This is a genomic window from Streptomyces hygroscopicus subsp. hygroscopicus (assembly GCF_001553455.1).
Classification (GTDB): domain Bacteria; phylum Actinomycetota; class Actinomycetes; order Streptomycetales; family Streptomycetaceae; genus Streptomyces; species Streptomyces hygroscopicus.
The window spans coordinates 18,372-41,738 of the sequence record NZ_BBOX01000121.1; the positions used below are offsets into that span (position 1 = coordinate 18,372).

A 23,367-nucleotide genomic window follows, 5' to 3' on the forward strand; every position below is an offset into this window, starting at 1 on the left:
TCGTGCACGCCCCGTCCACCGGGCAGGGTCAGGAGCGTGCGGACGCGTGAGGACGGGGCCTGATCCGGCAGGAAGCGGGTCAGGAAGGTCAGGGCGCCCCGAAATCTGTCAGAACGCGTCAGGACAGCGTGTTCCTGGCCAGCACCGCCGCCTGCGCCCGGCTCTGGCACCCGGTCTTCGCGAGTATGCGGCTGACGTGCGTCTTCACCGTGTGCAGGCTCACCACGAGCCGGTCGGCGATCTCGGCGTTGCTCAGCCCGTCCCCGACCAGCCGCAGCACATCGCGCTCCCGCTCGGTGAGGTCCCTCAGCCGGGCCAGTTCCTGGTCACTGGGTCGCTGCCGGCCGCTCAGATGCCCCTCGATGATCCGGCGGGTCACCGCCGGGCTCAGCGCGCTGTGTCCGGCCGCCGCCGCCCGCACCGCCCCGGTCAGCTCCTCGTACGAACTGTTCTTCAGCAGGAATCCGGACGCCCCGGCCGCCAGCGCCTCGTCGACGTACTCATCCAGGTCGAACGTCGTCAGCATGAGCACCTGGCTCCGCCCCGGTCCGAGGAGCCCCCGGCGGCCCAGCTCGGCCAGCGCCCACAGCCCGTTCCGGCGCGGCATGCGGATGTCCACCAGCAGGACGTCCGGCCGCAGCCGCGCGCACGCCTCGACGGCCTCCTCGCCGTCCCCGGCGGTACCGGTCACGGTGAGGTCGGCCTGACTGTCCAGGATCGCGCTCAGACCGGCGCGGATGATCGGCTCGTCGTCCACCACGAGCACGCTGATCTGCTCAGGCACCGGCATGCTCCCACGGCATCGTGGCCACGACGCGGAAGCCGCCGTCGCCGGTCGGTCCAGCGGTCAGTTCGCCGCCCAGCGCGTCCACCCGCTCACGCATGCTGACCAGGCCGAGCCCGATCCCCGCACCGGCCGTGCCGCGCCGCACCCCGCGGCTGTTCTCCACCTCGCACCGCAGTCGGCCGGCTGTGCCGTCGACGGTGAGCCGGACCGGCGCGCCGGGCGCGTGACGGCGGGCGTTGGCCAGCGCTTCCTGCACGATGCGGTACCCCGCCGTCTGCACCGGAGTCGGCAACGACTCCAGCGCGGTCTCCGCCGTCCCCATCCGCACCTCGACCGTTCCCCCCGCGGCGCGGTGGCTGTCCAGCAGGGCACCCAGCTCACCGAGTCCGGGCACCGGTTGCAAGGGGGCCGCCTCCGCGGGATCGCGCAGCATACGCAGCAGGTCACGCAGCTCGCCACTGCTCTGCCGACCCGCCGCCGCCAGCCCGTCGACCTGGGCACGGGCCCAGTCGGGCAGCTCGTCGCCGCGGGCCCGCAGGGTCTCGGCGTGCACGACGAGCAGGGTGAGCGAGTGGGCGACCACGTCGTGCATCTCGCGGGCGATCCGCGCCCGCTCCCGCTGCGTGGCCTGCGCCGCCTCCAGGCGCTGGGCGCGCCTGGCCTCGACCGCCCGCTGCTCGGCCGCGACGAGCAGCGCCCGCCGGGAACGTGCGGCGAAACCCATCGCCCACGCCAGTGGCATCGGAGCCAGGGCGGCGAAGACGTCCAGACCGCCCCGGAGCTCACTGGCGCCGACCGTCATCCAGTTCACCCACAGGCCGACCAGGACCATCACCCCACCGCCGAGCAGCGCCGACCCGGTGCGCAGCCAGCTGGTGTAGCGGCTGCCCAGGTTGTAGAGCAGCGCGGCGAGCGGCACGAAGACCAGCGGGGTCAGCTTGCCCCCCTCGCCGGCACTCGTCACCAGCGCCGCCACGAGCGCACCGAGCCCGGCGACGAAGGCCGTCACCGGCACCCGCCGTCGCAAGCCCAGAACCACCACGGCCACCGCCTCGTAGCCGATGAGGGACGCCCACGCCGGCCCCGACGTGTCGACGTACGGCTGCGACAGCAGCGGCGGCAGCAACGCCAGGGCAGCCAGTCCGGCATCAGCGCTCCACCTTGGCCACTTGCCGTCAACCACATTCATCCGCCCGACACTATGCGCCCGCGCGTCGCTCTTCATCGCTCCTAAGAGCGACTCGCGCGGTCCCGGGCCGGTGTGCGGGCTGGGTGGCGTCGCGCCGCTCGGTGGGCCCGGCCGCGCGGCCGCGATGGGTGCGGCCGCGATGGGTGCGGCCGCGGCTCAGAGGCGGCAGCTGATCTCCATGCCGTCCTCGATGGGGAAGGTCACGTTGTGGTAGCCGTTCGCGGGGTCGCGGACGTACTCGAGATACGGCCGCAGTGCGCCCTGGCACTGGTCGACGTCGTCGGCCACGACGAGCGTGCCGGGCCGCAGGCGCGGTTCGAGCAGCCGCAGCACCGGCCGGCACAGGTCCTTCCAGCCGTCGAGCAGGACGAAGTCCACCGGGCCTTCGAGGTCGGCGAGGGTCTCCTGGGCGTCCCCCTCGAGCACGGTGATCAGGTCGTCCAGCCCGGTTTCGGCGAAGGTCTTGCGGGCCGCGGCGATCTTGTCCTTGCTCATCTCCGTGGTGAAAACGTGCCCGGTGCCGTTGTCCCGTACGGCGGCGGCCAGGTGGAGCGTGGAGATCCCGAAGGACATGCCGAACTCGACGACCGTGGCCGGGCGGACGGCGCGGACGAGGTTGTAGAGCAGCTTCCCGCCTTCGGCGGAGATCGGCATGTAGATCTCGGACGCGGCGTCGGCGAGTTCCTGGTGGGCCCCCGACCCGGGCGTCACACCCCCGAGGCGCGAGGCGACGTCCCCGTCCTGCTCGGCCAGTTCGAACATGCGGGTGATGGCCGCCGCGACCCGCGGATCGGCAAGCGTGCTGGTGTGTGTCATGAGCGCCAGAGTAGACGCGACGTTGAGTCTTGTCTAGCGAGCAGACGTAGGCCGGGAGACGCATGCGTTGTTCTGGGGGAGGCGAGATGACAGGCCGCGACAGACGACACCGGGGCCGTCTCCAAGGCGCTGATCGCCCGGGCACGGCACGACTCGGTGTCCGCCCGGGACTTCCCGCCACCTCGACGGGCAGCGCCACCGCGACCGTCGTCCGTCGTCCGCCGGACTCTGGACGCCGCCCGCGCCGTGGGCCGGGGGAGCCGCCGAGACCGGGGCACCGACGGCCAAGACCTGGGTCTGCCAGTCGGCCGGGACCCGGGTCTGCCAGCCGACCGAGACCTACCTGCCGGCCGGGCAAGACCTGAGCCTGCCAGCCAGTCGGCCGGGACCCGGGCCTGACGGCCGAGACCGGGGCCGGCTCATGGGCCCCCGTCTGCTTCCGTGCGCTGATGACCGAAGAGCCGGTCGGTGAGGAGCTAGCTCACCGACCGGCTCTTGGTGACATGCGCCCCGGGGCGTACGCGCAGCGCCCCGGCCGTACGCGTAAAACGTCAGGCGGCGGAACTGGGCCGGGCGGGGAGCGAGACCAGCCAGTCGACCAGCAGCCGGTTGATCTCCTCCGGGTGCTCCTGCTGGATCCAGTGGCCGCAGTCCTCGAGGATGTGCGAGCCGACGAGACCGGGCAGCGTGCTGGGGTACGCCTTGATCGCGTCACCCATCCAGGTGGTGGAGGCGTCCTGGGCGCCACCGATGAACAGCGACGGCTGGGTGATGGGCGCCCCGTCGAACGCGGCCATGTCCTCCCAGTCCCGGTCCATGTTCCGGTACCGGCTCAGCGCCCCGCGCATCCCGGTCCGCTCGAACTCGCCGGCGTAGACATCGAGGTCCCGCTCGCTCAGCCAGCCCGGCAGCCGCCCGGCGGGGAACCGCTCGCGCAGCGTGCCGCCGCGCGCCAGGAAATGCGGGTCGGGCAGGTCGGGCCCGGGCATGGTGTCGGCGGACAGTGCCGCGTAGATGCCCGCGAGCCAGCCGCGGACATCGGGCTCGATCTCCGCCTCGGCCCGGCCCGGCTCCTGGAAGTAGGAGACGTAGAACTCCTCCTCGCCGCCCATCTGGGTGAAGATCTCACTGGGCCTGGGGCCACCGCGCGGGGCGTACGGCACGCTCAGCAGCCCGACCGCCCGGAACACGTCCGGCCGCAGCAGGGCGGAGGCGGCGGCGATGTTCGCCCCCCAGTCGTGACCGATCACCACGGCGGATTCCTCGCCCAGCGCCTCCACCACGGCGGCGTTGTCCGACACCAGCTCGCTCATCCGGTACGCGTCCACCGCCTCGGGCTTGGACGAACGCCCGTACCCGCGGACGTCGACGGCGGCCACCCGGTACCCGGCCGCGGCCAGCACCGGCAGCTGATGGCGCCACGAGTACCAGGATTCCGGAAAGCCGTGGACGAGCAGCACCAGTGGCCCCGTGCCCTGCTCCACGAGGTGGATCCGCCCGGCGGGCGAGGGGACCAGGCGATGGGTGAGGTCGGTCATGGGCGTCTGCGGCATGGATGCCTCCGGGAGCACTGTGCTGGGTGGCCACGCGGCGGCGGCCGTCCGCACCGATCATGCCGCGCGCTCCGCCGTGCGGGCGACGCATGTTGCCGGTTCGGCAAACGGTCGACGGCCGGTCAATCGGCGCGCAGCCGAGAGCGCGGCTCGCGGGAGCCTGGTCTTCCCCGCTCCCCGCCGTAGACACCGGCCACCGGCGGCGCGGGGCTCGGCCACCGCCGGCGCGGGGCTCGGCCGCGTCAGGACCTCGTCCGCCGGTCACGGCCCGTGGCGCCCACGGAAGACCCAAGCGGGGTAAGCGCACGACGTCGCAGGCTCCTTGCGGGCACCGACCGAAGCCCGCCCCTCGTGGCCGTAGCCGACCCGTTCCCCTCCGTGCATATAGTGCGCTTTCTATCCAAACCCCACAAAATCGTCCTGACGGGATTCCTCTCATGGAGGTGAGGCGCCGTGGCGACCTACATCACGCTGCTCAACTGGACCGAGCAAGGGGTTCGCGCCTACAAGGACACCGCGAAGCGCACCGAGGACTTCTCCGCGGCACTGAACAAACTCGGCGCGCGGCTCGTGGACATCTACTGGACGATCGGGCCGTACGACCTCGTGTGCGTCATCGAAGCCCCCGACGACGAAACCGCCACCGCGGCGTCCTTGCAGCTCAGCGGCCTGGGCAACGTCCGCACCGCGACTCTGCGGGCCTTTGGCCGCGAGGAAATGGGGCGCATCATCGCCAAGACCGGCGACTGAGACGGCGCGATCATCGTCAGCGTCTCGCACACCCCTCTCGCTCGGTGCCCTCCTCTCGCACACCCCTCTCGCTCGGTGACCCCCTCTCACCACCCCCGAGCCTCGCCAGCCCGCCGCATGCGTACTCGCACATGGGTCAGCCGACTTCCGACCGAGGGCGAGCCCGCTCGTCATTCCCGTCCAGCAAGGCTTGTCCCGATTGACCGTTCAGGGCGGGATGTCCTGCTCGGTCCAGATGATTTTGCCGTTGGCGGTGTACCGGGTGCCCCATCGCTGGGCGAGCTGGGCCACGAGGAACAGGCCGCGTCCGCCTTCGTCGGTGGTGGCGGCATGGCGTAGGTGGGGCGAGGTGCTGCTGCCGTCGGAGACTTCGCAGATCAGGCTGTCGGCGCGGAGCATGCGTACCTGTAGGGGGCCGGTCGCGTAGCGAATGGCGTTGGTGAGCAGTTCGCTGAGGATCAGCTCGGTGGTGAACTGCAGCTCTTCCAGGTCCCAGTCAGCCAGTTGCCGGGTGACGGCGGTGCGCAGAGTGGAGACGACTTCCGGGGCGGAAGGCAGCTTCCAGGTGGCGATCTGCCGGGTGTCGAGTCTGCGGGTGCGGGTGACCAGCAGGGTGACGTCGTCTTGCGGAAAAGCGGGGAGCATGGCGTCCATGACTGCCTGACAGGTCGCTTCCGGCGGTCGCTGCGGATGAGCCAGGGCCTGGCGCAGGCGCTCGACTCCGGCGTCGATGTCACGGCGGTGGTCCTGGAGCAGGCCGTCACTGTAGAGCACCAGTTGGCTGCCGGTGGGCAGTTCGAGTTCGGCTACTTGGAAGGGCAGCCCGCCAAGGCCCAGGGGTGGTCCGGGGGGCAAGTCGGCGAGAGTGACGTGTCCGTCGGGGGTGACCAGGGCGGGAGGGGGATGGCCGGCACGGGCCATGGTGCACTGGCCTGAACTGGGGTCGTAGATGGCGTACAGGCAGCTGCTGCCGGTGATGCCGTGGCCGCCGCCTGAGGCGAGTGCGTCGTTGTCGAGGCGGATGACCAGATCGTCGAGATGGCTGAGCAGTTCGTCCGGGAGCAGGTCCAGAGCGGCGAAGTTGTGGATGGCGGTGCGCAGCCGGCCCATGGTGGCGGCCGCCTGGATGCCGTGGCCGACGACGTCGCCGACAACCAGCGCGACACGGGCACCGGACAGGGGGATGACGTCGAACCAGTCGCCGCTGACGCCCGCGAGTGCCGGCAGGTAGCGGTACGCGGCCTCGACCGCGCCCTGCTGGGGGAGCCCTTGGGGGAGCAGGCTGCGCTGCAGGGCAACGGCCATGGTGTGTTCGCGGGTGTAGCGGCGGGCATTGTCGATGCATACCGCGGCGTGGGCGACGAGTTCCTCCGCGAGCGACAGGTCGTCGTTCTCGAACGGGTCCGGTTTCTCCGACCGGTAGAACGTGACCACGCCCAAAACGATGCCCGAGGACCGGAGCAGAACCGTCATCAGGGAGTGGATGCCCTGCTCGACCAGCAGCTTCTCGGTGCGGACCGGATCCTGGGCCAGCCAGCCGGGGGCGAGGGTGAGGTCCGGTTCGAGGATCGACTGCCCCGTGGCGAGGCATCGCGCCTGGGGAGTCGTCGGGACGAACTCGAACTGTGTGTCCATGTGGTAGAAGGGGCAGTCCGCCCGGATACTGCCCACGGCCATGCGGTGCAGTGGTCCGCCGGTCTCGGCGGCTTCTTCCCAGCTCAGCACCGACTGCAGCAGGTCCACCGTGACGAAGTCGGCGAGTTGCGGCACTGCCACGTCAGCCAGTTCCGCAGCGGTTTGAGCGACGTCCAGGGTGGTGCCGATGCGCACACCGCCTTCGCTCAGCAGTTGCAGCCGCCGCCGCGTCTGCATGGCGAATCGACCCACCGTCGGCTCCCCGACGAGCAGCAGACGTCCCGCTTCGCCGCTGCCCGGGTCCGATGTCTCGGCGGCCTTGGGTGCCTTGGTTGCCTTGGGCGCCTTGGGTGTTCCGGCAGGCTCGGGTTCGGGGCGCTGGGGACTCCAGCGCGCGGGCTCGGCCGTTTCCGGCTCCGCGGGGCGTGGAAGCCGCGTGCTGTGCCCGGACGTAGAAGGCAGGAGAGCCTCGACGGCGGCTCCGCTGATTCCCGAAGGGGTGGTCACCGGTCGGCACAACAGCATCGCTGTCCGGCCGGTGGACAGCATCACCTCGGCAGCGGCGACCGCGCCGGAGCAGAGCAGCTCGGTGGCCTTTTCCTGCAGGACCTCCTGGTCGCGCCGGCTCAGACCGGTGTCGCCCAGTGCTTCCACGCTTGCCGCGCCCTCGCCGGTGACCGCGACGGCCGTGCAGCCACGACGTCTGGCCTGCACGTATGCCTGAAGCACGGTGCGTTCCCGCTGTGAGCAGGTGTCGAGGATCTGCTGCTCGATGGAGTTGCGTGCCTTCTGGATGAAGGACTCCATCGCCGGACGCGCGTCCGACGCCCGGCATGTGAGGTTGACGGCGCCGTCGATGCGGCCGCTGAGCGGGTTGAGCACGGGAGCGGCGAAGCACGCGAACCCCTGCAGGCACTCCGCGAAGTGCTCCGGCCCTCGCACGTGGTGCAGCCTGCGTTCGGCGAGTGCGGTCCCCAAGCCGCAGGTGCCCGCCAGCCGCTCGGCGTACCGGAAACCAGGGAGGAGCTGGATGGCGTCGAGGAGTGGGTCGAGTGAGCGGTCTCCGGTTCGCCGGACGAGCACCGTTCCGTCACTGTCCGTGATGATCAGGCTCACCGGGCCCAGGAACGCGGGCTCGACCCGGCCCAGGACGGGCAGGGCCGCGCGCACGAGAGGGGACTCGAGATCGAGGTTCGCGTCATAGGGCAGCTCAAAACGATCCGGGCGGAGCCCGAGGTCGCGGCAGCGCTGCCACGACTGCAGGATCGGCGCCCTCACGCCTTCGACCCGGTCGCCCGAGGCGAAGCGCTCACGCGCCCGTGCCATGGGATCGTTCCGCTGTGCCCAGAACTCGACCACCCCCGACTACCTCCTCGCCCAGGACCCCCAATCTGGGCCAGTCTAACTTTTGGTGCTTTTCTCCGTAAAGAGACATTTCATGGGAAATGTGCTTGAGGGGCTGCTGACGGCCACGGCGGGGGGCTGTCCAGCGTCGTCGGGGCGGCCCCGGCCGGCCGACCGGGGCCGGGGCGCGGGGAGAGAGGGGACTCCTCCGGTGGATCTCGACAGCGGGCGAGGGGCGGACGGCGGGATCAGGCGGCAACTGTGACCGGATCGGGTGGCGGGAGCTGGGCGGGCACCGTGCGATGACGGCCTCGGACGCGCCGGGCGACCGACCCCCCTTCGGTGTGCTCGGCCGGGCGACCGACCCCCCCTTCGGTGTGCTCGGCCGGGCGACCGACTCCCCTGCGGTGTGCTTGGCGGGGCGGCCGGCACCGGCTCGTGGCCTGGGCTCGGACCCGGTCGGTCCTCACCGCGGGCGCACCAGGATCTTGACGTTCTCCTCCTTGTTGTTCACCAGTTCGTCGAAGCCGCTCGTGACAATGTCATCGAGACCGATGCGGCCGGTGATGAACTGGTGCGGGTCGACCCGGCCGCCCGCGACCAGCGCGATGGTCGCCGGGTGGTCGTTCGCGTAGGCGAGGCTGCCGACCACCTTGACCTCGCGGAACACCAGGTCGTTCAGCGCGACCTTGGCCTCGTGTCCCCAGATGGCGACGTTCACGCAGGTGCCGCCCGCCCGCGTGGACCGGATCGCGGACTTGAGGACGGCGTCGATGCCGGCGCATTCGAAGGTCACATCGGCATTGCGGCCCTTGGTCAGTTCTGACACCGCCGTGGCGATGTCCGTAGTGGTGGGATCGAGTACGTGGTCGGCGCCGGCCGCGACCGCTTTGGCCTTGCGTACGTCCGCCGGCTCCACAACGATGATCGACTCGATGCCGACCGCGCGCAGCACACCCGTGGTCACCAGGCCGATCGGTCCCGCACCGAACACGATGGCGGTGTCGCCGGGGCGGGCGCCGGACAGCCGTACGGCGTGGTAGGCGACCGCGAGTGGCTCGATGAGCGCGCCCACGTCGGTGCCGAGCTCACCGAGCGGATGGATCCAGCGCCGCTCCGCGACGACGAATTGCGAGAATCCGCCCCCTCCGCCGGAGAGGCCGACGAATCCCAGCGACTGGCAGACGTTGTACATGCCACGCCGGCAGGGGTCGCACCGGCCGCATACGAGGTAGGGCTCGACCACGACCCGGTCGCCTACGCGCAGGTCTTCGACACCGTCACCGAGTTCCCGGACCACTCCCGCGAACTCGTGACCGAGAGTAATGGGTACGGTCTCGCCCGTGAGGGGGTGCGGCGCGCCTTTGGCCGGCGCGAAGATGGGCCCCTCGAGATACTCATGGAGATCGGTGCCGCAGATGCCGCACCATTCGACCTCGACCTTGACGGTGCCCGGCCGTGTCGCCGGTTCCGTGACATCGTCGATCCGGATATCGCCCGGACCGTAGAAGCGTGCTGCCTTCATTCTCGGCTCCCTTGCCGGCGGATAGCAGTGGTACAGCGGGGGACGTCCTATGGGGCGGTCGTGGTTTTGGTCGTCGCATCAGCCGGCTCCGGCAGGCCATCGGCAGGCCATCGGCAGGCCATAGGAGCGGAACCCGACGACGTACAGCGGCGTCACGAGGGCGAATCGGTCCATGAACCCGAGCGCGCTGCCGAGCGCGTTGTCGTGCGGGTTTCCGGCTGCGACCGGTTCATGGAGCAGCGTGCCCGCCGCGAACCGGTAGTAGGTGAGAAAAGTCAAGATGCCAAGGGCCAAGGGCCAAGGCGACGGCGACACGCGCTGCCGGATTGGCGGCAAGGCCGATATTCGTATTCGTGGGCTTGTTGCCGAAGGTGTCGGCCCATGCAATCAGCCACGCGACAGTCCGACCAGCCTATCACCGCGAGCACCCAGGCCGAGAAGACGAAAAGCACGAAGAGCGCAGCCGCGAAGTAGCCGAGACCGCCTTTCCATGAGGCCGTGAAGTCGGCGCCGAGGTGCCCGAAACCCGCCGCGAAAGCGTAGGTGACCCCCACCGCGAACACCGCGGTCGATGCCGTTTTCGCTGCTCCTCTGAGCGGCCGGCGCAGTAGGCCGAATCCGAAGAACTCGTGGTTGGCCCCCGACCGGACGACGAATAGCAACGCCCAGAACAAGGCGGCATCGAAGGACGGCGGGTAAAGCTCGAACGGGCTCACCCGCGGGTCGCCGAGCAGGTAACCAGCCGCCGAACGTGCCGCCGAACGTGATGACGAGCACTACGGCCAGATCGCCGATGCCGTGCATCAGCGAACTCACGGTTCGCCTGGTGGGGAGGGGCTCGGACATGGCCGCACTGAGCTTTCTATGAGCGGAGGAGGAAGGACCCGGTGCGCCGCGGAACTCCCGCCCGGTGGAGTAACACGAGCCCCCGCACCCGCTGCCGTCCGTACGCGGGTGCCGGGCTCTCCGCGGAGCGCACCTTCATTGCAGGGACCGCCGGAATCCTCTGAGACCGCCTTCGCGGAGTCGCGGATCACCGCGCAGTCGCGCTGATTACACGCCCTTCCGGACGAGCGCGACAGGGTTGCACGGAATTGCATGGAGTTGTTGCACGGCGGTAGCGCGTGGTTCATACGGCGGATACGCTCCCCCCGACTGGCGCGAAGGTGCGGGAGGTGCGGTGAGCATGCACAGTGCGATCCCTCAGGGCCGGAGCTTGCCTGATTACGCCCGCGACCTGGTCCGGATGCATGAAGCCGTCATCGGCGGAAGCCGCCCCCCGCTGACGCCCCGCCCCCTCGTCTCCCGCTCCTGGACGCGCATGCTGCGGATGGGCCTGGCGGTGCAGGGCGGGAACCCGCGCGTTTCCGTGACGGAAGAAGAGATCGCACGCCGGCGGTACGCATCGCCCATGCGGAGCGCTGCCCAAGAATTCATGCACGTATTCGCGGCGAATCCGGACGCCTCACACATGCTTTTGGTGGTCGCGGACGCAGAGGGTGTCGTCCTCTGGCGAGCAGGTGCGGCATCGGTGCGGCGCCGTGCCGACGCGCTCGGTTTCACCGAGGGCGCGGTCTGGACGGAGGCGCAGGTGGGCACCAATGCGATCGGCACCGCGCTCGCCGAGGCCGCACCGGTGGAGTTGCTCTCCGGTGAACACTTCGAGCAGGACCAGCACGCGTGGTACTGCACCGCCTGCCCGGTCCACGACCCCCGCACCGGGGATCTGCTGGGCGTCGTCGATATCAGCGGCCCTGCCCTCACGCTGCACCCGGCGATCGGCGCATTGGCCGAGACCGGGCGCCGTCTCATGGAGGCCCGGATCTGGCGGTGTCACCAGGAGCACCTTGAGCGGCTTCGGCAGTCGGCCGAACCGCTGCTGGCCGCCACTTCGGGTCCGGCGCTGGTGGTCGACGATCACGGGTGGGTTGCGCACAGCTCCGGCGTCGCCGTGGGCGCGCGGATTCCCGCACCGGCTGCCAGGCAGACCCTCGCTGTGCCCGGTTATGGCGCCTGTGTGCCCGAGCGTCTGCCGAACGGCTGGCTCGTCCGGCCATCCAGCGGCGGCCGGAAGGTGCTGCTCGAACTCGATCTGTCCAGCACCCCGTCGCTGCAGGTGCACGCCGGTGACACGGCATGGCGCCGGCTCATCACCAAACGGCACGCCGAAATACTGGCGCTCCTGCACCGTGCGGGTCCCGCCGGCATGTCGGCCGAAGCGCTCAGCCAGGCATTGTTCGGCGATGCGGGACACCTCGTGGCGGCGCGGGCCGAGGTGTCGCGCCTTCGCCGCCGGCTCGGCGGGATCGTGGCGACCCGGCCCTACCGTCTCACCGACGGCGTCCACCTGACCGTCACGCACGGCGACCACGGTGAGCCCTGACACCGGGACCAGAGCGGGAGCGGCATGCATCTGCGGTTGGTGACGCCACCGCCCACCGCGCTGCGCAGGTACCGGTCCGATCACCTGCGACGCGACTGATCTGCTCGCCGCGCCGCGGTTAGCGGCTGATCTGCTCGCCGCGCCGCAGTGAGGCGCACGGCACCGGCCGTGCGCCGGTACCGGTGTGCGGTCGCCTGTGGCGCACGAGTTCCCGCGGCTCGGTGCATTCCGTCCCCGGCCGTATGCGGGCCGGTGATCCAGGGAGGCTTTCGCTCGACCGGGACCGACGAGGTCGCGATGCTGACCGTCCATGAACACGCGTTCGCGGAGGCGGCCCTCATTGACGAAGCCATCGCGGACGTCCCGCCGCGGGAGCCGCCGTGGCGTCCGGCCGCGCACGTGTCATGGGCCCACGGTCGGATCACCGCGCTGTCCACACAAGGCGTTGCGCCCGATTGCGTTCACCGCTGTGTGCAATGTCGTGCAACCCTGTCCCGCCGATCCGGTTCCGCAGTCCCATGACATCCGTGGCCGGAGGACGCCGGCCACACATCGGATCGTGAAGGGGCCCTGCGGCATGACTGCGGTGGGCATTGTGGCCAACCCTGCCTCCGGCCGGGACATCCGGCGGCTGGTATCCGGCGCATCGGTTTTCCCGACGGCCGAGAAGGCCAGCATGGTGCGGCGCATGCTCACGGCGCTGGGCTCGGTCGGCGTCGAGACGGTACTGGTATCCGTCGATCTCGGAGGGATCTCCGCGGCCGTCCTGAGAGGCGTGCGGAACCGGGCGGCGAAGGAGACGCCATGGCCGCACGTCCGCTTCGTCGATGACGATGCCGTCACCGACAGCGCCCAGGACACGGCCAACGCGGTCCGCCGCATGGTCGCGGCCGGCGCGAAGGTGATCATCTGCCTCGGTGGCGATGGAACCGCTCGCGTGGCCACGGCGGCGTTGCTCGCCGGCCCCGGGTGCGACGTGCCGTTGTTGTCCCTGTCCACCGGTACCAACAACGCCTTCCCGCAGATGCGTGAGGCCACCGTCGCCGGCCTGGCGGCCGGACTGGTGGCCACCGGCGCCGTCGACCACGGCATCGCCACCACCCGGGCTCACGCACTCGAGGTACGCACCGGGCAGCGGACCGCGCTCGGACTGGTCGACGTCGCGGTGTCCACAGAGCCCTATGTCGGCTCCCGCGCACTCTGGCACCCCGACGCCCTCACCGAGCTGTACTGCACCTTCGCCGAGCCGGACGCGACCGGCTTGTCCTCCATCGCGGGCCTGCTCTGCCCCAGCCCGCGGGACGAACCCGGGGGTGTCGCGGTGCGTCTGTGCCCGGCGGAGCAAGCACCCACCGTGATCAACGCGCCGATCGCCCCGGGTCTGGTGCTGCCCGTCGGGGTGGTCGCCTGGCGGCCCCTGCGCACCGGCGAGCTGGTGGAGATCGGCACCACCCGCGGCGTGGTGTCCTTCGACGGCGAGCGCGAACTGGAACTGGTGGGCACGACGGGTGCCACGGTGCGGCTCGCAGAAGACGGGCCGCTCTGTGTCGACGTCACCGCGGTGATGAGCCAGGCGGCACGAGCCGGCCTGTTCCGCAGCGATCGCCCCGTGGTCTGAGGACGACCGGACCGACAAGAGCCCTCGAAGAAAGGACCGTCAACGATGACACCCACTCAACCGGCCAAGGCCACGTCGGGGCTCGACCAGAAGGCACTGCTGGAGGCGTATCGCACCATGCGCACCATCCGCGAGTTCGAGGAGCGGCTGCACCTCGAGTTCGCCACGGGTGAGATACCGGGGTTCGTACACCTGTACGCGGGCGAGGAAGCCTCGGCCACCGCGGTCTGTGCCCACCTCGACGAGCGCGATTCGATCGCCAGCACGCACCGCGGCCACGGGCACTGCATCGCCAAGGGCGTGGACGTCAAGGAGATGATGGCCGAGATCTACGGTCGTGTCACGGGGTCCTGCCGGGGCAAGGGCGGCTCGATGCACATCGCTGACCTGTCCAAGGGCATGCTCGGCGCGAACGGCATCGTCGGCGGCGGTCCGCCCCTGATCTGCGGCACCGCCCTGGCCGCCAAGCACCAGGGGACCGGTGGCGTCGGCGTGGCGTTCTTCGGTGACGGGGCGAGTAATCAGGGGACCACCCTGGAAGCGCTCAACCTCGCCTCGGTGTGGAACCTGCCCGCGATCTTCGTGGCGGAGAACAACGGCTACGCGGAGGCCACGGCGGCCACCTGGTCGGTGGCCTGCGACAACATCGCCGACCGTGCCGTCGGATTCGGTATGCCGGGCGTGATCGTGGACGGCTTCGACTTCTTCGCGGTGTACGAGGCCGCGGGTGAGGCGATCGAGCGGGCCCGCGAAGGCGGCGGACCCACCCTGATCGAGGTCAAGTTCACCCGGTACTACGGCCACTTCGAGGGCGACCAGCAGACCTATCGCGCCGATGAGGTGGCGCGGGCGCGGGCGTCGCTGGACTGCCTCAAGCAGTTCCGTGAGCGCGTCACCGCTTCCGGCCGGCTGGACACGGCCGCGCTGGACGGTGTCGACGGGGAAGTGGCCGGTCTCATCGAGGCCGCGGTGGCGGAGGCCAAGCAGGCCCCGGTGCCGACCGCACACGACCTCACCACCGACGTCTACGTCACCTACTGACCCCCGACTTCCAGGAGCACGGTCATGGCACGCACGATCAGCTATCGCGAGGCGGTCAACGAGGCGCTCAGGCAGGAGATGGAGCGCGACGGGTCCGTCATCATCATGGGCGAGGACAACGCGGGCGGCGCGGGCAGCCCCGGTGAGGACGACGCATGGGGCGGTGTCCTCGGCGTGACCAAGGGGCTGCAGCAGCGATTCCCGGGACGGGTGCTGGACACGCCGATCTCGGAATCGGCGTTCGTCGGCGCCGCGGTCGGCGCCGCGACACGTGGCCTGCGCCCGGTGGCCGAGCTGATGTTCATCGACTTCATGGGCGTCTGTTTCGACCAGATCTTCAACCAGGCCGCCAAGTTCCGCTACATGTTCGGCGGCAAGGCCGTCACACCGGTGGTGGTGCGGACCATGTACGGAGCCGGTCTCAACGCCGCCGCACAGCACTCCCAGTGCCTGTACCCGCTCTTCACCCACATCCCCGGCCTCAAGGTCGTCCTGCCCTCCAGCCCGTATGAGGCCAAGGGCCTGCTCATCCAGGCAATCCGCGACAACGACCCGGTCATCTTCTGCGAGCACAAGGCGCTCTACGACATGACCGGCGAGGTACCCGAGGACAGCTACACCATCCCGTTCGGCGAGGCCGACGTGGTCCGGGACGGTGACGATGTCACCATCGTCGCCCTCGGCCGCATGGTCTCGGTGGCCGAGGAGGCGGCGGCCGAGCTGGCGCGGCAGGACGTCCAGGCGGAGATCATCGACCCGCGCACCACCAGTCCCCTCGACCGCGACACGATCCTCGAGAGCGTCGAGAACACCGGCCGGCTTGTCGTGGTCGACGAGGCCACCCCACGCTGCGGCATGGCCGCCGACATCTCGGCCCTGGTGGCGCAGGAGGCGTTCGGCGCCTTGCGGGCGCCGATCGAGATGGTCACCGCCCCGCACACTCCGGTGCCCTTCGCGCAGCCCCTGGAGCAGCTCTACATCCCGGACACGCAGAAGGTGGCCAACGCCGTCAAGAAGACCCTGGACTGGAAGAAGTGACGGACCCCGTGAGCACCGAAGACACCATCACGAAGGTCACCATGCCCAAGTGGGGCCTGTCGATGAAAAGCGGCAAGATCACCAGCTGGTTCGTGGCCGAGGGCGACGAGGTGGCCGAGGGCGACGAACTGGCCGACATCGACACCGACAAGATCACCGGAGTGCTCGAGTCGCCGGTACCGGGTGTTGTGCGGCGGGTCCTCGCCGAGACGAACGAGGACGCCCCTGTCGGCGCCACTATCGCGCTGATCGCTCCGGCCGACGTGCCCGAGGAACTGATCGACGAGGCCGCCCGCGCGGCGCGCGAGGAACTGGACTCCGGCGCGGTCGACGAGGTCGCCGGGCCTGCCCTCGGGACAGTGCGGGTGGACGGCCGTACGCTCTCCTACGCGACCCTCGGCACCGCGGCGGAGACCGTGCTGCTCATACACGGCTACGGCGGCGACAAGAACTCCTGGCTCTTCGTACAGGAACCGCTGTCGGCCCGCGCCACCGTGCACGCGATCGACTTGCCCGGCCACGGCGACTCCACCAAGGACGTCGGCGACGGTTCCCTCGACACCCTCGCCGGCGCGGTGGCCGGTTTCCTCGACCAGCAGGGCATCGAACGCGTCCACGTGGTCGGGCACTCACTCGGTGGCGCCGTGGCCACCGCTGCCGCCGCCCGCGAACCTGGCAGGATCGCGTCGCTGACCCTCGTCGCACCCGCCGGCTACGGCGACCAGATCAACGCCGACTACCTGCGCGGATTCGCCCGCGCCTCGTCACGGCGGGAGCTCAAGCCGCACCTGACCCAGCTGTTCGCCGACCCGGGACACGTCACCCGGCAACTCGCCGACGACCTGATGAAGTACAAGCGGCTCGACGGCGTACAGCAGGCGCTCGACAGCCTGCTCGGCACGCTTCTCAATGGCGACCGCCCCGGAATCGACGCCGCCGGTCTGCTCCGGGAATTCACGGGCCCGGTCAGGGTGGTGTGGGGCCGCGCGGACCAGGTACTCCCGGCGGCCAACGCGGCTGCGCTGGAAGGCCGCGCCCAGATCGCCTATGTCGACAACGCCGGGCACATGGTCCACATGGAACAGCCCTCTGCCGTCGTCGACGCCGTGGCCGGGACCCTGGACGGCTGAGGATACGAGTCGTCGTCCTGGCCGACGGCCATGAGCACGTCGCGCGCACCCTGACTCATGCCGTCGGTGCGGCGACCTGCCCGGAGTGTGAGCAGCGCTTCGTGGCCGTCGAGCAGGCCGTCGCCCGTTCCGCCGGAGGACCGCGTCGGGCCGGCGGGGCTCGAACCCACGCCCGGAACCGGGCCGGCGGGGTTCGAACCCGCGACCGGAACCGGGCCGGCCGGTAGACCGCGCGACGGGCGGCGGCAGGGCACGCCAAGCGCTCCGGACGTCAGATGCGGCCTTCAGGTTGCTTCCGCCTCAAATTTTTTCGAATGTGGCATACAACCGTATGGCTCCTTCATGGGTCCTTCACACGCAAGCCACAGAACCCTTGGGGAGAACGTGTACCACCGCACCCGTATCAGACGCACCCGTATCAGACTCGTCGCCACCGTCGCCGCTGCCGGCATCTGCGCGCTCGGCCTCACCGCCTGCGACTCCGGCGACTCCGGCGACACCGTCACCGACAAGCCCAAGGCCAAGGCGTCGGCCAGCGCTACGACCGGCGAGAAGCCGGCCGCCGAGAAGCCGGCCGCCGAGAAGCCGGCCGCCGAGAAGTCCGCCACGCCCGACGTCGCCAAGGTCGGCGACACCATCGCGCTGAAGGGCCTGGAAGACGGCAACAAGCTCGACGTCACTGTCGTCAAGATCGCCGACCCGGCGAAGTCCAGCGATGAGTTCACCACACCCGGGTCCGGCAAGCGATTCGTCGGCGTCCAGTTCAAGCTGGTCAACACGGGCACCGCCGCTTACAGCGACAGCCCCGCAAACGGCGCCAAGATCACCGATGTCGACGGCCAGCAGTTCGATTCCACCTTCGCCGACATCACCGCGGGCCCCTCCATGTCCAGCGCCGTGAGGCTGAAGCCCGGCGGCAAGGCGTTGGGCTGGATCGTGTTCGAAGTCCCCAAGGCATCCAAGACGGACACGATCCAGTTCGCCATGAACTCCGGGATGGCCAACCAAACCGGTGAATGGAAGCTGTCCTAGCGTCCGCTGACCGACCCGGCAGCCTCCACTGCTCTGACCTCGACAACCGTGTCGTCCACACCCGCCACGAGGGCCGGCGCCACGGACGCCCTCTGCGGCGACCCCAAGAGGGGTCGAGCCCATAAGGCCCCGGACCATGATCGGTCCGGGGCGTTTGGCTGGTGCCCCCGGCAGGGCACCACGCAGCAGGATGACCCCACTGACCTGCGGAATCTGATCGACAGGCTGGTGATCAAGGGCAGTTTCGTACCCGTGTCGTGGGGTGGAGCGGGTCGACGAATGGCGAGAGGTCAAGCTTCGCGGCGTCGCACAGCTCCCGCCGCTCGATCCCCGCTTCATCACCCGAGGCCGCCGCAAGCTGGTCAGCCTGGTTGTTGTCATAGGCCGACAGCACCTTGTACGCGGCCAGCCGCCGCAGTTCCTCGGGCGGCAGCCACACGGCAGTCAGTTCCGGGAACGACTGGTTCCCCGGCCTGCCGGCCTCGGCCATCACCGGCTTGTAGTTCAGCCACGACCACGCATCGATCACGAACTGGCGCAGGCCCATCTCCACTCCCAGGAAGTCGGCCCCGCGCCAACATCAAACCCTAGCCGCCGTCCACCAGGCCCGCCGTCGCGCTGTGGGGCAGTCCGTGACGAGTCCGAGGAGTGCGCCCCGCGCCACAGGGCACCACCGCGCGCACCGTCTTGCCACCGCCTGCCCTGCCGGTCACGGTCACCGAGCGAGCCAGCCGGTGAACCATCGGCCAGCCGAAGCCCCCGCCGCCGACCCGGTCCGAGATACGCCACTGCGGACGAACCAGGCTGGAGTCGCCCACGGCCACCTCGACGGCGTCCGGCAGAGCAGCCAGGCTCAGCACGCAGCGGCCTCCCGCGTGCCGCAGGGCGTTGGTGACCAGCTCCGACACCACCAGCGCCACGCTGTCGGCCGCCTTCCTGCCAACATCGAATCGCAGACACTCCACGAAGGCGCGGGCGCCCTCACGGGCCATGGCGATAGAGCCCGGCCGGTTCATCGAGACAAAGATCGTCAGCGTCGCCGGTCCGGCCACCGGCAGGATCTCCACCTCATCCATCAGCCTCACCCCGTACTCCGGCGCGTTCACCACGGCAACTGCCTGCCCTGTGTCGTGTGCCCCGCACAGCCGGTCACTCACACAACAACCCGCCACGACGGACAACAGGAAAGTTGCGCCCAGGCTTGTCAATTTTCGCCGGGCGAGCTATACCGGAAAACGCGGTGAACGCACTGGCATCCCGACGAAGGGAGTGATGACGATGCTGATGCGCACCGACCCGTTCCGTGAGCTGGACCGCCTCACCCAGCAGCTCCTGGGCACACCAGCCCACCCCGCGGCCATGCCGATGGACGCCTTCCGAGCCGGCGACACCTTCGTGGTCGAACTGGACCTCCCCGGCGTCGATCCCGAGACCATCGACCTCGACGTCGAGCGCAACGTCCTGACCGTCAAGGCCGAACGCCGGCCCAGTGCAGGCGAAGGCACCGAAGTCGTGGTCGCCGAGCGACCCACCGGCTCCTTCAGCCGCCAGCTGTTCCTCGGCGAGACCCTGGACAGCGAGCGCATCGACGCCTCCTACGACGCCGGCGTGCTGCGCCTCACCATCCCAGTCGCCGAAGAGGCCAAGCCCCGCAAGATCGCCATCAGCGGCGGCAGCAGCCGCAAGCAGATCAGCAGCTGACCCCCTCAGGGGCGGGGGCCATCGCCCCCGCCCGCGCCCCCGACCACCACACCCTTCCGAGACGCGGGACCGGGAGGAACCATGCCCATGCACTGGGACGCATTCCTGGCAGCCATCCAAGAACGCGGCGAGTACGACTCACCCGAAGAAGCCGAACGAGCCGCCCGCGTCGTCCTCGCCCTACTGGGCGCACACCTGGTCGGAGAAGTGCGCGCCGAACTCGCCGCCCGCCTCCCCGACGCCTTGGCACTGGTACTCCTCAACCCCCTCCACTGCCACGAACCGCTCCCACCCGAACGATTCATCCGGGCAACAGCCGCATGGATCGAAGGCGCCACCGAACGCACCGCCACCTGGGACGTCAGCGCCGTGCTCAGCGTCGCGGCCGACCTCGCAGGCGAAGAACTGATGAACCAGATCCTGCTCCAGCTCCCCCCGGGCTATGACCTACTCTTCGGCCGCCCACAACCAGTCCGATGACCGCCTCTGCCGACGACCACTAAGCCTCTGATCATCCCCACCCCGCGGAGACGGCATCGTCGGATCCAGGAACAGATCCCACAATGCCCACACCGCCGAGTCCAACAGGTCCGGAGAGTCCTCCGTCTCGCCCTGCCCGACAAACATCGTCATCTGCTCTTCCAGCTCCGCAAACACCCTCGCCAGACCCGCATGAGAGACCCGAACCTGCTCGTACAACTGCGCTACCGGAGCCGCCCTCGCCCGCTTTCCACGGGTCGCGTGAACGATTCGCCAGTTCACCGTCGGGTCGACCTGCTCCCACAGCGCGGGGAGGTAGTCGCCACCGCTGTTGGCCTCGATCATCACGCAGTCCGCCCGGTGCTCGTGGTACAGCGCGGCGGCCCGCTTCATCGCCTGCGTCGGCGTGTACCGGTCCTGCTCGCAGTGCAGCAGATACCCGCGGGGACGGTCGTCACCGAACATCGTCTCCGCCGGCCAGCCGCGCCCGGCGACGGTGGAGGCGGTCATGTCCGCGTTCTCTGTGCGATGTGCGTGACTCAACGTTACGTCTGATGACGTTCCTCGGTGTACATGTCGCAGACGGTGATATTGCTGGCCAGTTGGCCGCTGGGCAGGTCCGCGCCGCCTTGGCCAAGTCGCGCCCTACCTGGGGATCGTCCGGTCTGGTGCCATGGTTGGGAGGCCGGGTCGGGACACCATCGGGTTGGGGGTGCTGTGGGGACATCCACGCGATGGAAGGGACCGAACGGCGACCGATGGAGCTCCGCGGCGAGGCGGCTGGCTCGCTGGCGGGAGGACTCGCGCAACGCGGATCAGCGGCTAGGTGTACTGACCGGGCACGTTGATCAATCGTGAGAATGGCGGCTGGTTGCCGCACGCGGTGTGGGGCCGGTGGTGGTTGTACTGGTGGAGCCAACCGGCCAGTGCGTCGCGTCGTTCTTGCTCGCTGGTGTAGCAGCGGGCGTAGGCCCAGCCATCGGCCATGGTGCGGGTGGAAGCGCTCGACCTTCCCGTTCGTCTGCGGGCGGTAAGGGCGCGTGAACTTCGAGGTGATCGAAAGCGCTTCGCAGTTGTCGCGCCACAGGTACGAGCGGTACGCGCCGCCGTTGTCCGACAGGACCCTCTCAATGGTGACGCCACGGTCAGCGAACCAGTCGACAGCCCGGTGCAGGAAGCCGACGGCGGTGACGGCTGTTTCGTCGTCGTGGACCTCGGTGTAGGCGACGCGGGAGTGGTCGTCGATGACGGTGTGCACGAATGCGTATCCGACCCTCGGGCCGCCGTAGGCGTTGCGTGACTTGCTCTGCGTCGCGGCGCGGTGCTTCTCGCCTTGGTGGCGGCCGACGTAGCGCCAGCCGCCACCGTCGGGGATGTTCCCGAGCTTCTTCACGTCCACGTGCACCAGTGATCCCGGATGGTCGTGCTCATACCGGCGGACGGGCTCACCGGTCTCACGGTCGACGTAGGCGAGTCGGTTCAGGCGGGCCGATCGCAGGATTCGATGCACTGTCGACGGGGCGATATTGAGTCTCGCAGCGAGCTGGACCGGCCCTTCCCGCAGACGTAGTCGCAGGCTGACGCACCTCTTTGTCACGGTCTTGGGTGTCTTGGCCGGAGAGCTCCGCGGTCGTGAGGATCGGTCCTGCATGGACTCGCCTGCGAGGTAGCGATCGACCCAGCGCTTCACGGTCGGCCAGGACACCTGGAAGCGGGCCGCGACTTCGCTGACTGGCCAGCCGTCGTCAGCGACGAGTCGAGCGACTTTCAGCCGGTGGCGCGGGGTGAGGGCCGCGTTCGAATGCGACATTTCTGAGCTCCTAGACAGGCTGAAGGGCCGGCCATGGTGTGTGGCCGGCCCTTCAGCTTGGAGATATGCGGGGAGGGATAGTGCAGGTCAGTCGACCGGGGAGACTCGGATGAGGTTGCCGTCAGGGTCCGTAATCACGAACGTGCGGCCGAAGACAGCATCATGCGGCTCCTGCACAACGTGGACCCCCTTCGAGGCCCACCTCGTGAAGATCTCGTCAATCGCCTCCGATGGCCCCGGCACCATGAGTCCGATCTCTGTCGTACGAGGGAGGCTCGGGACCGCGTGCTCGCTGTAGCCCGTCCACAGTGCGAACAGGACACCGGGGGCAGCTTCGAAGGCTACGTAGTGGGGACTGGTGAAGGTCGGTTCGATCTCGAACAGGTCGCTGTAGAAGGCGGTGGCGGCCTCGGCGTCGCGGACGCCGATCAGGAACAGGTTCGGTGCGGGCATGGAGTGCTCCTCAACTCGTTGATTTCTCGGTCCAGCACCCAGTGGATCAACCAATCGCGACGGAACCTGTCACCTTTTCTGAGAACATGGGTAAGCATGAAGGCTTCAAGGCTCCTGCATCTCCTGCTGCTCCTGCAGACCCGTCAGCGGCTCACTACCACGGAGCTCGCCGCGCGTCTTGAGGTGTCCCGGCGGACTGTGCTGCGGGACGTCGAGGCGCTATCGACAGCGGGCGTGCCCGTCTATGCCGAACGTGGGCGGAACGGCGGGATCGTCCTGCTCCCCAGTGCACGGCTCAGCGCATCCCATCTGGAACCACCAGAACTGGAGGCCCTATCCGTGGCCGGCTTGGACAGCGCACTACGTGAGCGAATGGGCCTAACTGCGGTGTGGGAGTCGGCCGAGCGCAAGATCGCCGCCCGCCAGGCTGCAGCACCTGAGTCGCCGAGCCCGCTGCGCCTGGCTGACCTTGTGCTTGTCGACAGCACCGCGTGGTTTGCTGCCCCCGAGGCAGCGGTCGAAGTATCGGATCTGGCCTCGACCCTGCGACACCGGCGACGCCTTCGAATCCTGTACCGGCGCAGCGCCGAGAGCCAGGCCTCGACACGGGTGGTCGACCCGTACGGGATCGTGGCGAAATCAGGTCGCTGGTATCTCGTCGCCGATGACCAGGGCGACAGCCGGCTGCTCGCTCTGGAACGACTGTCGGCCTTCGAACAGCTAGACGCACCAGCCGTGCTCCAACCAGGCGAAACCCTCCGCACCAGATGGGCCGAGTTGAAGAAACGCACTGAGGAGCAAGATCGCGTGAGCGTGACCATCCGCCTGCCGGAAAAGGGTCTCGACCTGGCGCGGCGCATCCTCGGCACCCGCATCCACCATGTCTCCGACGCGGAAAAAGGCTCGTGCGTCGTCGTCGTGCGCTACCCCGACATCGAGTCGGTGCGTCAGCTTCTGCAGTTCGGCGACCACATCGAGGTGCTCGCCCCTGAGACGGCCCGCGCACGCATCAGTCAGCTCGCCAGGGACCTGGCTGACAGGCACTCAACCCCCGCATCGTGATTGCCGATCAGGTCCCCTGT

The 23,367-nt window shown here is 69.4% G+C and carries 22 protein-coding genes and 1 pseudogene; 10 read left to right on the forward strand and 13 right to left on the reverse strand.

The window, feature by feature from the left end; genetic code table 11:
- Window positions 1-118: 118 nt before the first annotated feature.
- From AXW62_RS13720 to AXW62_RS13735, 4 genes are all read right to left on the reverse strand, one after another.
- Complete coding sequence (locus AXW62_RS13720) at window positions 119-790, reverse strand: response regulator (protein WP_060944765.1); 672 nt, start codon at window positions 788-790, stop codon at window positions 119-121.
- Window positions 777-1,976, reverse strand: coding sequence for a sensor histidine kinase (locus AXW62_RS13725; RefSeq protein WP_060944766.1), 1,200 nt, complete (start codon window positions 1,974-1,976; stop codon window positions 777-779). Before AXW62_RS13725 ends, AXW62_RS13720 begins: the two co-directional genes overlap by 14 nt.
- Before the next feature lie 156 nt (window positions 1,977-2,132).
- On the reverse strand, window positions 2,133-2,792 hold the full coding sequence (locus AXW62_RS13730; protein WP_060944767.1) for an O-methyltransferase: 660 nt from the start codon (window positions 2,790-2,792) through the stop codon (window positions 2,133-2,135).
- A gap of 551 nt (window positions 2,793-3,343) precedes the next feature.
- Window positions 3,344-4,345, reverse strand: a complete 1,002-nt coding sequence (locus AXW62_RS13735) for an alpha/beta fold hydrolase (protein WP_060944768.1) — start codon at window positions 4,343-4,345, stop codon at window positions 3,344-3,346.
- A gap of 453 nt (window positions 4,346-4,798) precedes the next feature.
- Between AXW62_RS13735 and AXW62_RS13740 the strand changes: the two genes are divergently transcribed.
- A complete protein-coding gene (locus AXW62_RS13740) occupies window positions 4,799-5,095 on the forward strand; it encodes a GYD domain-containing protein (protein ID WP_060944769.1) in 297 nt (98 codons plus the stop codon).
- Between the two features lie 207 nt (window positions 5,096-5,302).
- Here the strand turns inward: AXW62_RS13740 and AXW62_RS13745 are convergent, their stop codons facing one another.
- The 4 genes from AXW62_RS13745 to AXW62_RS45100 form a co-directional block, all read right to left on the reverse strand.
- Window positions 5,303-8,089: a SpoIIE family protein phosphatase gene (locus AXW62_RS13745; protein ID WP_252368596.1), complete on the reverse strand. Its 2,787-nt coding sequence runs from the start codon at window positions 8,087-8,089 to the stop codon at window positions 5,303-5,305.
- A 451-nt stretch (window positions 8,090-8,540) separates the two neighbouring features.
- Complete coding sequence (locus tag AXW62_RS13750; RefSeq protein ID WP_060944770.1) at window positions 8,541-9,599, reverse strand: 2,3-butanediol dehydrogenase; 1,059 nt, start codon at window positions 9,597-9,599, stop codon at window positions 8,541-8,543.
- Window positions 9,600-9,677: 78 nt separating this feature from the next.
- Window positions 9,678-9,878 carry a hypothetical protein gene (locus AXW62_RS45095; protein ID WP_060944771.1) on the reverse strand — a complete coding sequence of 67 codons (201 nt, stop codon included), beginning with the start codon at window positions 9,876-9,878 and terminating at the stop codon, window positions 9,678-9,680.
- A complete protein-coding gene (locus AXW62_RS45100; RefSeq protein WP_214516859.1) occupies window positions 9,875-10,315 on the reverse strand; it encodes a hypothetical protein in 441 nt (146 codons plus the stop codon). Before AXW62_RS45100 ends, AXW62_RS45095 begins: the two co-directional genes overlap by 4 nt.
- Window positions 10,316-10,785: 470 nt before the next feature.
- On the opposite strand from AXW62_RS45100, the gene AXW62_RS13760 reads away from it, so the two are divergent.
- From AXW62_RS13760 to AXW62_RS13785, 6 genes are all read left to right on the forward strand, one after another.
- Window positions 10,786-11,982 carry a sigma-54-dependent transcriptional regulator family protein gene (locus AXW62_RS13760; RefSeq protein WP_211282376.1) on the forward strand — a complete coding sequence of 399 codons (1,197 nt, stop codon included), beginning with the start codon at window positions 10,786-10,788 and terminating at the stop codon, window positions 11,980-11,982.
- A gap of 577 nt (window positions 11,983-12,559) precedes the next feature.
- A complete protein-coding gene (locus AXW62_RS13765) occupies window positions 12,560-13,600 on the forward strand; it encodes an ATP-NAD kinase family protein (RefSeq protein ID WP_079115613.1) in 1,041 nt (346 codons plus the stop codon).
- Window positions 13,601-13,645: 45 nt separating this feature from the next.
- Complete coding sequence (locus tag AXW62_RS13770; RefSeq protein ID WP_060944773.1) at window positions 13,646-14,641, forward strand: thiamine pyrophosphate-dependent dehydrogenase E1 component subunit alpha; 996 nt, start codon at window positions 13,646-13,648, stop codon at window positions 14,639-14,641.
- 24 nt (window positions 14,642-14,665) lie between these two features.
- Complete coding sequence (locus tag AXW62_RS13775) at window positions 14,666-15,679, forward strand: alpha-ketoacid dehydrogenase subunit beta (protein ID WP_060944774.1); 1,014 nt, start codon at window positions 14,666-14,668, stop codon at window positions 15,677-15,679.
- A gap of 8 nt (window positions 15,680-15,687) precedes the next feature.
- Complete coding sequence (locus tag AXW62_RS13780) at window positions 15,688-16,809, forward strand: acetoin dehydrogenase dihydrolipoyllysine-residue acetyltransferase subunit (RefSeq protein ID WP_060944808.1); 1,122 nt, start codon at window positions 15,688-15,690, stop codon at window positions 16,807-16,809.
- A 384-nt stretch (window positions 16,810-17,193) separates the two neighbouring features.
- Complete coding sequence (locus tag AXW62_RS13785) at window positions 17,194-17,841, forward strand: DUF4352 domain-containing protein (RefSeq protein WP_252368597.1); 648 nt, start codon at window positions 17,194-17,196, stop codon at window positions 17,839-17,841.
- Window positions 17,842-18,073: 232 nt separating this feature from the next.
- Here the strand turns inward: AXW62_RS13785 and AXW62_RS13790 are convergent, their stop codons facing one another.
- Window positions 18,074-18,388: a hypothetical protein gene (locus AXW62_RS13790; protein WP_060944775.1), complete on the reverse strand. Its 315-nt coding sequence runs from the start codon at window positions 18,386-18,388 to the stop codon at window positions 18,074-18,076.
- A gap of 40 nt (window positions 18,389-18,428) precedes the next feature.
- Entirely contained in the window at window positions 18,429-18,917 is a 489-nt protein-coding gene (locus tag AXW62_RS13795) for an ATP-binding protein (RefSeq protein WP_306305054.1), read from the reverse strand.
- A 202-nt stretch (window positions 18,918-19,119) separates the two neighbouring features.
- On the opposite strand from AXW62_RS13795, the gene AXW62_RS13800 reads away from it, so the two are divergent.
- On the forward strand, window positions 19,120-19,542 hold the full coding sequence (locus AXW62_RS13800) for an Hsp20/alpha crystallin family protein (RefSeq protein ID WP_060944810.1): 423 nt from the start codon (window positions 19,120-19,122) through the stop codon (window positions 19,540-19,542).
- An 81-nt stretch (window positions 19,543-19,623) separates the two neighbouring features.
- The gene (locus tag AXW62_RS40890) at window positions 19,624-20,022 is read left to right on the forward strand and encodes a DUF2267 domain-containing protein (RefSeq protein ID WP_079115615.1); all 399 of its coding nucleotides are present in this window, start codon (window positions 19,624-19,626) and stop codon (window positions 20,020-20,022) included.
- Here AXW62_RS40890 and AXW62_RS13805 read toward each other — a convergent pair.
- From AXW62_RS13805 to AXW62_RS13810, 3 genes and pseudogenes are all read right to left on the reverse strand, one after another.
- Window positions 19,990-20,532 carry a phage terminase large subunit family protein gene (locus AXW62_RS13805; protein ID WP_060944776.1) on the reverse strand — a complete coding sequence of 181 codons (543 nt, stop codon included), beginning with the start codon at window positions 20,530-20,532 and terminating at the stop codon, window positions 19,990-19,992. The genes AXW62_RS40890 and AXW62_RS13805 overlap by 33 nt on opposite strands.
- A gap of 312 nt (window positions 20,533-20,844) precedes the next feature.
- A pseudogene (locus AXW62_RS40895) lies at window positions 20,845-21,832 on the reverse strand (IS481 family transposase).
- A gap of 87 nt (window positions 21,833-21,919) precedes the next feature.
- The gene (locus AXW62_RS13810; protein ID WP_060944777.1) at window positions 21,920-22,285 is read right to left on the reverse strand and encodes a VOC family protein; all 366 of its coding nucleotides are present in this window, start codon (window positions 22,283-22,285) and stop codon (window positions 21,920-21,922) included.
- 96 nt (window positions 22,286-22,381) lie between these two features.
- Here AXW62_RS13810 and AXW62_RS13815 point away from each other — a divergent pair, with 96 nt between their 5' ends.
- Window positions 22,382-23,347 (forward strand): helix-turn-helix transcriptional regulator, encoded by a 966-nt coding sequence (locus tag AXW62_RS13815; RefSeq protein WP_060944778.1) that lies wholly within the window; start codon window positions 22,382-22,384, stop codon window positions 23,345-23,347.
- The last annotated feature ends 20 nt before the right edge of the window (window positions 23,348-23,367 follow it).